The 8,359-nt window shown below is 67.6% G+C and carries 11 protein-coding genes; 7 read left to right on the top strand and 4 right to left on the bottom strand.

Going from position 1 to position 8,359, the window contains the following annotated elements; translation table 11 throughout:
* Nucleotides 1-236: 236 nt before the first annotated feature.
* Complete coding sequence (locus Q0672_RS07925; RefSeq protein ID WP_298621445.1) at nt 237-1,568, bottom strand: sigma-54-dependent Fis family transcriptional regulator; 1,332 nt, start codon at nt 1,566-1,568, stop codon at nt 237-239.
* A gap of 237 nt (nt 1,569-1,805) precedes the next feature.
* Here Q0672_RS07925 and Q0672_RS07920 point away from each other — a divergent pair, with 237 nt between their 5' ends.
* The 7 genes from Q0672_RS07920 (at nt 1,806) to Q0672_RS07890 (ending at nt 6,211) form a co-directional block, all read left to right on the top strand.
* The gene (locus Q0672_RS07920) at nt 1,806-2,297 is read left to right on the top strand and encodes a hypothetical protein (RefSeq protein WP_153163426.1); all 492 of its coding nucleotides are present in this window, start codon (nt 1,806-1,808) and stop codon (nt 2,295-2,297) included.
* Nucleotides 2,298-2,744: 447 nt separating this feature from the next.
* The gene (locus tag Q0672_RS07915; protein ID WP_298621442.1) at nt 2,745-3,539 is read left to right on the top strand and encodes an SLAC1 anion channel family protein; all 795 of its coding nucleotides are present in this window, start codon (nt 2,745-2,747) and stop codon (nt 3,537-3,539) included.
* 206 nt (nt 3,540-3,745) lie between these two features.
* Nucleotides 3,746-4,375, top strand: coding sequence for a ubiquinol-cytochrome c reductase iron-sulfur subunit (gene petA, locus Q0672_RS07910; RefSeq protein ID WP_298621440.1), 630 nt, complete (start codon nt 3,746-3,748; stop codon nt 4,373-4,375).
* A 14-nt stretch (nt 4,376-4,389) separates the two neighbouring features.
* The gene (locus Q0672_RS07905) at nt 4,390-4,689 is read left to right on the top strand and encodes a cyd operon YbgE family protein (RefSeq protein WP_298621437.1); all 300 of its coding nucleotides are present in this window, start codon (nt 4,390-4,392) and stop codon (nt 4,687-4,689) included.
* 49 nt (nt 4,690-4,738) lie between these two features.
* Nucleotides 4,739-5,374, top strand: a complete 636-nt coding sequence (locus Q0672_RS07900; RefSeq protein ID WP_298621435.1) for an MBL fold metallo-hydrolase — start codon at nt 4,739-4,741, stop codon at nt 5,372-5,374.
* A gap of 25 nt (nt 5,375-5,399) precedes the next feature.
* Nucleotides 5,400-5,645: a YfhL family 4Fe-4S dicluster ferredoxin gene (locus Q0672_RS07895; protein ID WP_153163422.1), complete on the top strand. Its 246-nt coding sequence runs from the start codon at nt 5,400-5,402 to the stop codon at nt 5,643-5,645.
* A 71-nt stretch (nt 5,646-5,716) separates the two neighbouring features.
* Complete coding sequence (locus Q0672_RS07890; protein ID WP_298621433.1) at nt 5,717-6,211, top strand: hypothetical protein; 495 nt, start codon at nt 5,717-5,719, stop codon at nt 6,209-6,211.
* Nucleotides 6,212-6,286: 75 nt separating this feature from the next.
* Here Q0672_RS07890 and Q0672_RS07885 read toward each other — a convergent pair whose 3' ends face one another.
* Genes Q0672_RS07885 through Q0672_RS07875 form a run of 3 tightly spaced genes read right to left on the bottom strand, consistent with a single transcriptional unit; the run spans nt 6,287 to nt 8,311 of the window.
* On the bottom strand, nt 6,287-6,898 hold the full coding sequence (locus Q0672_RS07885; RefSeq protein ID WP_298621431.1) for a hypothetical protein: 612 nt from the start codon (nt 6,896-6,898) through the stop codon (nt 6,287-6,289).
* Nucleotides 6,892-7,761 carry an SAM-dependent methyltransferase gene (locus tag Q0672_RS07880; RefSeq protein WP_298621429.1) on the bottom strand — a complete coding sequence of 290 codons (870 nt, stop codon included), beginning with the start codon at nt 7,759-7,761 and terminating at the stop codon, nt 6,892-6,894. The genes Q0672_RS07885 and Q0672_RS07880 overlap by 7 nt, the downstream gene beginning before the upstream one ends.
* On the bottom strand, nt 7,754-8,311 hold the full coding sequence (locus Q0672_RS07875) for a DUF1415 domain-containing protein (protein ID WP_153163418.1): 558 nt from the start codon (nt 8,309-8,311) through the stop codon (nt 7,754-7,756). Before Q0672_RS07875 ends, Q0672_RS07880 begins: the two co-directional genes overlap by 8 nt.
* Nucleotides 8,312-8,359 lie beyond the last annotated feature (48 nt).

The raw sequence follows: 8,359 nt of genomic DNA, 5'->3' as shown, positions 1-8,359 counted from the left end.
AGCACTGGATTGTGATTCCAGGTGTCACCGGTTCGATCCCGGTATGTCGCCCCAAGCAACACAGCGAAAGCCCCGAGAAATCGGGGCTTTCTGCTTTTCGGCGCTGCCGTCTTCCCGTGCGTCTTCTCGCCTGACCGGATTCAGGCGGTCTTCGGTGACCGCCGGGTGACAGGCGTCGCAACAACGACGCCGCGCGGGGGCTGTTTCGCACCGTTGCCCGATGCGACGCCATGGTTTCAGCCTCCCTCTTCCGCTTCCAGTCCCTTGATCCGCCGGTAGAGCGTACGCTCGCTGATGCCCAGCCGCGTGGCCAGCGCCTTGCGCGAGCCGGTGTGGTTGCGCAGGGCGGCGGTGATTTCCTCATCGCTGGGCGCGGCGGTTTCAGGCGTGGGGGCGGGCGCTGCCGGCAGGTTGCCGCGCACGGTGGCGGCGGGCTGCAGGAGTTCATCGGGCAGGTGGTTCGGCTTGATGGTGTCGCCGTCGCACAGCAGGCTGGCCCGTTCGAGGATGTTGCGCAGCTCGCGCACGTTGCCCGGGTAGTCGTAGGCGACGAGGCTGGCCAGCGCTTCGGGGGCGATGCGCAGCTTGCGCTCCGGCGCCACGCGGCCCAGGAGCACCTCGGCGAGCAGCGGGATGTCGTCGCGGCGGTTGCGCAGGGGCGGCAGGCCGATCGGAAAGGCATTCACGCGGTAGAACAGATCCTGGCGGAACTGGCCGTTCTCGACGAGGGTTTTCAGCGGGCGGTGGGTGGCGGAGATCAGCCGGATGTCGGCCCGGATGAGTTCGGTGCTGCCTACCCGCCGGTAGGTGCCGGTTTCCAGCAGGCGCAGCAGCTTGACCTGCATGGTGAGCGGGATGTCGCCCATCTCGTCGAGGAAGAGCGTGCCGCCGCTGGCGGCTTCGACGAGCCCGATCTTGCGGGTGTTGGCGCCGGTGAAGGCGCCTTTCTCGTGGCCGAAGAGTTCGCTCTCGAAGAGGGTTTCGGTGAGGCCCGAGCAATCCACCGCGACGAAGGGCCGGTCGGCGCGCCGGCTGGCGTCGTGGATGGCCTTGGCGGCGAGTTCCTTGCCGGTGCCGGATTCGCCCTGCAGGAGTACGGTGGCTTCCGACGGCGCCACCCGGGCGACCAGCTCGAGCATCGCCCGGAAGGCCTGGGAGCGGCCGATCAGGCCCTTGTCGTCGGCAAACCCGCGGGCCACCGGCAGCGGTTCGAGCTTCTCGATGAAGTAGGCGATCTCGCCCTGGGCGTCGCGTACCGGCGACAGCTCGATGTTCTCGTAGCTCTCGCCAGACGAGGTGTGGTGCAGATGGACGACCCGCTCCCGCTGGCCGGAGATCAGGCTGCGCGCGAGCGGGCAGGATTCGCCGGCCTGGTCGCAGGGCACCGGGTAGCGGTGCGAGACCTCGTAGCACTTGCGCCCGATGAGATCCTCCGGCCGCCCGCAGTTGGCCCGGTAGGCCGCGTTGGCCGCCAGGATGCGGTAGCTGCGGTCGCACAGGATGTGGGGCTCGGGCAATGAGTCGAGGAAGGAGACGAGCTCGGGCAGGGGATGGACGCTGGCGGTCATGGGGAGGCTTCTGCCAAGTAGACTGCCAGATGCTGTCATGGCGGTGTCTGGCGGTCAATCGGTGTCATCGCGGAGATTCCGCGGCGCCCAGCAGGTGACTGTGAAAAAAGGGATTTCCGGGCCCGGCGCGGGTTGGCACGGGGCTTGATTGGGTTTGCACATCGGGGGTGAAAGGCGGCAGGCTATGGCGTTGCTGATCCAACCCCTTTCATCTGCCCTCAAGAGGAGAGCCGTTTGATGATGACCCGCTTGTTTCGATCGTTTCGGGCGCTGTTCGTGCTGGGTGCGCTGCTGCTTGGCATGGAGGCCATGGCTGCGCCGCTCGCCCCTGGTGCGGTTTTTCCGGTGCTGAACCTGGAGGATCAGCACGGCAAGGTGCTGGCGGTGCCGGCTGGGACGCGGGTGGTGCTTTTTGCCGCTGACAAGACGGCGAGTGATCTTGCCAACGCCTTGCTGGCGGCTCAGCCTGCTGGCGTGCTGGATCGGCTGCAGGCGGCCTATCTGGCCGACATCAGCGCGATGCCCGCGGTGATCACCCGCATGTTCGCGCTGCCTGCCCTGCGCGCGCTGCCTTTCCGGGTGGGGCTCGCGCGGGACGCGTCGCTGCTGGCCGATGTGCCACGTCAGCGCGGCGCGGTGTCGGTGATCCGGCTGTCCGAGGGGCGGGTCGATCGCATCGATTTCGCCAGCGACGAGGTGCAGCTCAGGTCGGTCCTTGGCCTTCAGTAGCGTTTTGCGGAGCCCTGCCATGCGCTGGAAATCCTGTTCGCACCGGTTGGGACATGCGGCGCGGGGTGCTCCGGTTGGTGCAGAACTCCGACTTCGCGCCTCAGATCCAGGCCGAGCGGAGTCACCGCGGACCTGGCCGTAATTTCAGACGGGTTCCCGTCTGCTGAAAGGCTGGCACAACAGCGGCCTGTCGCCACGCCCGAAGATGAATCCGGAAGAGATGTATCGCCATGAACCCGACTGAGTTGCCATCCATCGAGCCCCCGCCCATAAATCAAGCTGCTGCACCATCCCACTCCCTCGCCCACCTGCCGGTGGCGCTGTTTTCCACCGTGATGGGCATTGCCGGTCTGGCCCTGGCTTGGCAGAAGGCTGCCCGCCCGCCTGCTTGGCTGGCCGGCAGCCGTTGGGCAGGGATTGGTCTGGGTGGCGAGTGCCGTGTTTGTCGTGGTGGCCTTCGCCTACCTCGTCAAATGGCTGCGTCATCCGGATGCGGTGCATGCCGAGCGGGCGCATCCGGTGAAGATGAACTTCGTGCCCACTATTTCGATCGGCATCCTGCTGCTCGGTGTCGCCTGGCAACCGGTGGTGCCGGCGTTCGCCAGCGGGGTGTGGGTGGTTGGTGCTGCGCTGCATCTGGCGCTCACGCTGATCACGATGAGCGCCTGGATCCACCATACCCACTTCGAGGTGCAGCATCTCAACCCGGCGTGGTTCATCCCGGTGGTGGGCAACATCATCGTGCCGTTGGGCGGCGTGCATTTTGCGCCGCTGGAGTTGTCGTGGTTCTTCTTCAGCATCGGGCTGGTGTTCTGGATCGTGCTGCTGGCGGTGGTGATGTACCGGCTTTTCTTCCATGCGCCGCTGGCCCTGCGTCTCACCCCGACCCTGTTCATCCTGCTGGCCCCGCCGTCGGTGGGCTTTGTGGCCTATACCGGGCTGACCGGCGGACTCGATGCCTTTGCCCGCGTCCTGTATTACACGGCGCTGTTTCTGGCGCTCCTGCTGGCAAGCAATGCGCTGCGTTTCTACCGGCTGCCGTTCTTCGTGTCGGCCTGGGCGTACTCGTTTCCGTTGGCCGCGCTCACGACGGCCACGCTGCGGATGGCGGAGCTCTCCGGGCTGGATTTCTTCGTCTGGCTGGGCAGCGGCCTCCTGGGGGTGACCAGTGTGGTCATCGCGCTGCTTGCGGTGCGAACCGTGCGGGCGGCGGTCGCAGGTGAGCTCATCGCCGGAGAGTGAGCTGGCTGACAGTGTCGGCTGTCATGGCAGGGGTGCTGGCAGATCAGGTGGCAGAGCCCGTACCCTCTGCAAGGCGGGTTGATTCTTCAAGGTGTTGATTTATTGGGTGGTTTTATTCTTGGGTGGGCTGGCACGGATGTTGATATGTCCAGCCTGACATCACAGAGGCTCCGCTTGTCCCGCGAGCCCCCAACGGAGAGAACCCCATGTCCAGCAATAACCTGTCCCCTGCCGGCTGTAGCGTCGGTGCACCGTGCAACCCCTCCCGCCGATCCCTGCTGATCGCCACCGCCGGTGCCGGCGGGGCGCTGGCGGTGGGTGCGGCTGTGCCCTTCGTCGCCAGCCTGACGCCGTCCGAGCGGGCCAAGGCCGCCGGGGCGCCGGTTGAGGTGGATATCGACAAGCTCGCCCCGGGCGAGATGATGGTCGTCGAGTGGCGCGGCAAGCCGGTGTGGATCCTGCGCCGCACGCCCGAGATGCTCGCGGCGCTGGCCAAGGCCGAGCCCAATCTGGCCGACCCGGGATCAAAGGTGGACGCCCAGCAGCCCGAATACGCCCGCAACGCCCATCGCTCGCTGAAGCCCGAGCTCTTCGTGGCGGTAGGCATCTGCACCCATCTGGGCTGCTCGCCGTCGAGCGCCTTCCAGGCCGGCAACCCGGCCCTCGGCGCCGACTGGCCCGGCGGCTTTCTGTGCCCGTGCCACGGCTCCACCTTCGACTTTGCCGGGCGGGTCTTCAAGAGCAAGCCGGCGCCCACCAACCTCGAGGTGCCGCCCCACAAATACCTGTCGGATGCGCGTCTGCTGATCGGTGCGGACGACACCGGCGCGGCCTGACCGGGAGCGCAATCATGAGCAGACACGATCTGGATCATCCTGCGTCGGACCATCCCGACCCGGGGTTCCGCATCCTGTCGCTCGCCACCGGCGTGGTGCTGGCGTTGCTGCTGGTGCTTTTTCCCCGGGTGGCGATGGACCGCTGGGGCGGCGCCGACCCGCTTGCGGCGGGGGTGCTGTTGTGGGCGATGGGTGCCGGCTTTGCCAGCGGCCTGAGCCTGGTGCCCCGGCAGCGGGTGCTGCGTGGCCTGCTGTCGAGCGAGGCCTGTCTGCTGGCGCTGGTGCTGTCCCTGCTGCAGATTGCCAGCCACTGAGGGTGTTGCGATGTACTTCCGGCAATTCTTCGATCCCTGCAGCGCCGCGATGAGCTATCTGATCGCCGACCCGTCCAGCGGGCAGGCGGTGCTCATCGACCCCAACCCCGATCCGTGCCAGGCGCTGGTCTTCAAGGCGCTGCTGGCCGAGCGCCGGCTCGAACTGGCGCTGGTGCTGCTCACCCACGCCCACTGCCCGGCGCTGGACGGGCTGGCCGATCCCTACCCCGGCACGGTGGTGGTGGCCGGCGCTGTGCCAAACGCCGGCGACGGCTTCCGCCAGGCCATCGACGGCGAGATGCTGCATTTCGGCAATGAGGCCATCCGGGTGATCGCCACCCCGGGCCACACGCCGGCCAGCGTGAGCTACCTGTGGCACGACCGGCTGTTCTGCGGCGATGCGCTGGAACTGGGCGGCTGCACCCGGGCCGAGACCGGCGAGGGCGATCCGGGCCGGCTCTACGACTCGGTCGTCACCCGCCTCTTTGTGCTATCGGACGAGGTGCTGGTGTTTCCTGGCCACGATTTTCACGGTCGCACCGTCTCGACCATCGGCGAGGAGCGCCGCCGCAATCCTTACTTCCTGGCCCGTTCGCGGGATGCCTTCGTGGCCGCCTTCCGGGCCCGGCAGCAGGAGGCTTTGGCCCGGCCGGCGTTTGTCGGGGCCGCGCCGCTTCATCACTGAAATCAATCCACAGCGGAGAAAACCCATGTCCCTCCTCATCACCGAAGGCTGCATCAACTGCGACGTGTGCGTGCCCGAGTGCCCCAACGAAGCCATCGCCCAGGGCGACGACATCTACACCATCGACCCTGCGCGGTGCACCGAGTGCGTCGGCCACTTCGACGAAGAACAGTGCGTCCAGATCTGCCCGGTGGACTGCATCGTCCACGACGACGCCCACGTGGAATCCCGCGCCGAGCTGATGGCCAAGTTCGAGCGTCTCGCCGCCTGAGCACGATTTTGCCGTCGTCCGGCGGCCGATTTGCTACGCTTCAGGCAGGGTAGCCTGGAGAGAGCAGGAAGATGGACAGTCTGGAATTACGCAGCCGGATGATCGTGCTGGCCGTTGCGCTGGGCGCGATGGCCGCGCCGGCGTTGGCGGTGAACAAATGTGTGGGTACCGATGGCAGCGTGACCTACACCGATGGCCCCTGCGCTGGCGGCACGACCCAGGCCAAGCGGATCGAGACGCCGCCACGGCTCTCGTACCGGGAAGAGATGGAGGCGCGCCGCCGCAGCGAGCGGGTCGTGGAGGACGCCCGGGCGTTGGAGGCCCGTCAGTCCGCCGAACGGGCAGCCCGCGAGCGCCGTCAGGAGGCCGAGCGTGCCGCCGAGCTGGCTGCCCAGCAGCGTCAGGCGCGCCAGGAGAGCCTCCGCGAGGAGCAGGAGCGCTGGAGTGTGACCCAGCCGGTGGTCCGCCGCTACGTGCCGCCGATCCAGGTGGTGCCGCCCCGGCCGATCATCAAGCCGCCGGAGCCCGAACGGCCGCAGCCGATGCGCTCCTATCCCTTCCGGTAGTTGATTTGTACGAAAAACGGCAACAGTGCGGTGCGCATTGTTGCTGTTTTTGCGTCGAATCGCCGGATGGGTTTTTCAGGCCGTGAGCACCTGCCCGGGCGGCACGGCCGGGTCGAGCACCAGCAGGCGCACCGGCTGATCACCGTGGCGCGCGGCGTGGGCGAGGGCGGCTTCGAGCGGCGCGGCGAGGCGGGCGTCGGCCACCACGATCAGCGTCGGCCGGCGCGGCAGCCAGCGGGAAAGGGCGGCGAGCCGGGGCGCGTCGGCGGTGCCGAGCCAGGCGTCGTCCCACGGTTCGTCGGCGCGGCGGGGCAGGCACCAGGCCAGCGGACGTAGTTGCACGCCGATGCGGTAGAGGATGCCGCCCAGCCGGCTGCGCTCGTCCAGCTGGTGATAGCCGGCGAGGCGGTAGCCGAAGTGGCGCACGGCGGTGGCTTCGCTGGCGGCAACGCGGGCGATGGCGAGGGGCACCGGCACCTTCGGGCGAGCCCACGGCAGCAGCGTCGCGCCGTTACCGGCGCCCTGGGCGGCCCAGTCGGCGAGCTGGCGCGTGAGCGCCGGGTTATCGCGGCGGTCGGCGGCGCCGTCGATGGGCGCCAGCGCGGTGTCGTCGTAGCGCTGGCGCAGGCGGGGCAGGCGCGGGGCCAGGGCCACCACGACGGCCGCGGCGAGGGCAATGCTCAGCACGCGAAGCGGCTCCGCAGTTCGCCCAGGTTGAGCTCGTCGAGGATTGCCTCGAGGCGTTCCATGGCGTTCTTGCGGGGCTGGCCGGTGCGCTTGGCGATGATCAGCTCGTTCTTCATGGAATGCTCCCAGCCGACAAGCTCCGTCACCGTGAGCTGGTAGCCGTGGGCTTCGAGCTGCAGGCAGCGCAGCACGTTGGTGAGCTGGCTGCCGAATTCGCGGGTGTGAATCGGGTGGCGCCAGATTTCGGAGAGGGGCGTCATGCCGAAGCTGGCGTTCTTGTTCTTGCGCAGCACGCTGGCGACTTCGGCCTGGCAGCAGGGCACCAGCACCACGAACTTGGCCTCTTTGGCGAGGGCGAACTGGATCGCGTCGTCGGTGGCGGTGTTGCAGGCGTGGAGCGCGGTCACCACGTCGATGCGCTCGGGCAGGAGGCTGGAGCGGGTGGATTCCTCGACCGACAGATCGAGGAACTGCATCCGCGGGAAATCCAGTTTTTCGGCGAGCTCGCGGGAGCGCTCGACCAGCTCGCGGCGGGTTTCGATGCCGTACACGGTGCCCGCGTCCCGCGCCTTGAGGAACAGGTCGTAGAGGATGAAGCCCAGGTAGGACTTGCCGGCGCCGTGGTCGGCGAGGGTGAGTTCGCCGCCAGCGGCGATCACTTCGTCGAGAAGCGGCTCGATGAACTGGTAGAGGTGATAGACCTGCTTGAGCTTGCGCCGGCTGTCCTGGTTGAGCTGGCCGTCGCGGGTGAGGATGTGGAGCTCCTTGAGCAGCTCGATCGACTGGCCTTCACGGATCTCCGGGTGCTGGGCGGGCTTGGCGGGGGCCGGCGCGGCGCCCGGGCCGGGGCTGCGCTTAGCCATTGCGCTTGGTGTGGGCCATGCCCAGCGCCATCCAGCCGGCGATGCCCATCTTGCTGAGGGTTTCCATGTTGCGCTCGTAGATCATCTCGGCGTCGGGGAAGGCCTCGACGGCCTTGTCGAGGCTGGCCTCGCGGATCAGGTGCAGCGTGGGGTAGGGTGCGCGGTTGGTGTAGTTGGTGATGTCGTCGGGCTCGGTGCCCTCGAACTGGAACTGGGGGTGGAAGCTGGCGATCTGGATCACGCCCTCGAGCTCGTGCTCGGTCACGGCTTCGTCGGCGATCTGGTGCACGTCGTTGAAGTCGAGGAAGTCGGCGAACAGCGTGGGGTGGATCAGGAGCGTGGTGTCGGTGACTTCGGGGTCAACCTCGGCCAGGTGGTCGAGCTCGCGGTCGAGATCCTCGAGGAAAGCGTCGATGTGGCGGGCGCTGCTCACCACGATGCGCACCTGGTTCTTCACGTAGACCGACTTGGCAAACGGGCACAGGTTGAGGCCGATGACGGCCTTTTCGATCCAGTCGCGGGTTTCAGCAATGACTTGTTCGTGGTCCATGGGGTGCTTTCGGGCAGAGTTTCCTTCGAGGGTCGCCATTTTGCCCTG

The organism is uncultured Zoogloea sp. (assembly GCF_937894855.1).
Lineage (GTDB): Bacteria > Pseudomonadota > Gammaproteobacteria > Burkholderiales > Rhodocyclaceae > Zoogloea > Zoogloea oryzae.
Note: the sequence above shows the minus strand (reverse complement) of the source record. Positions and strands in the feature narration are given on the sequence as shown.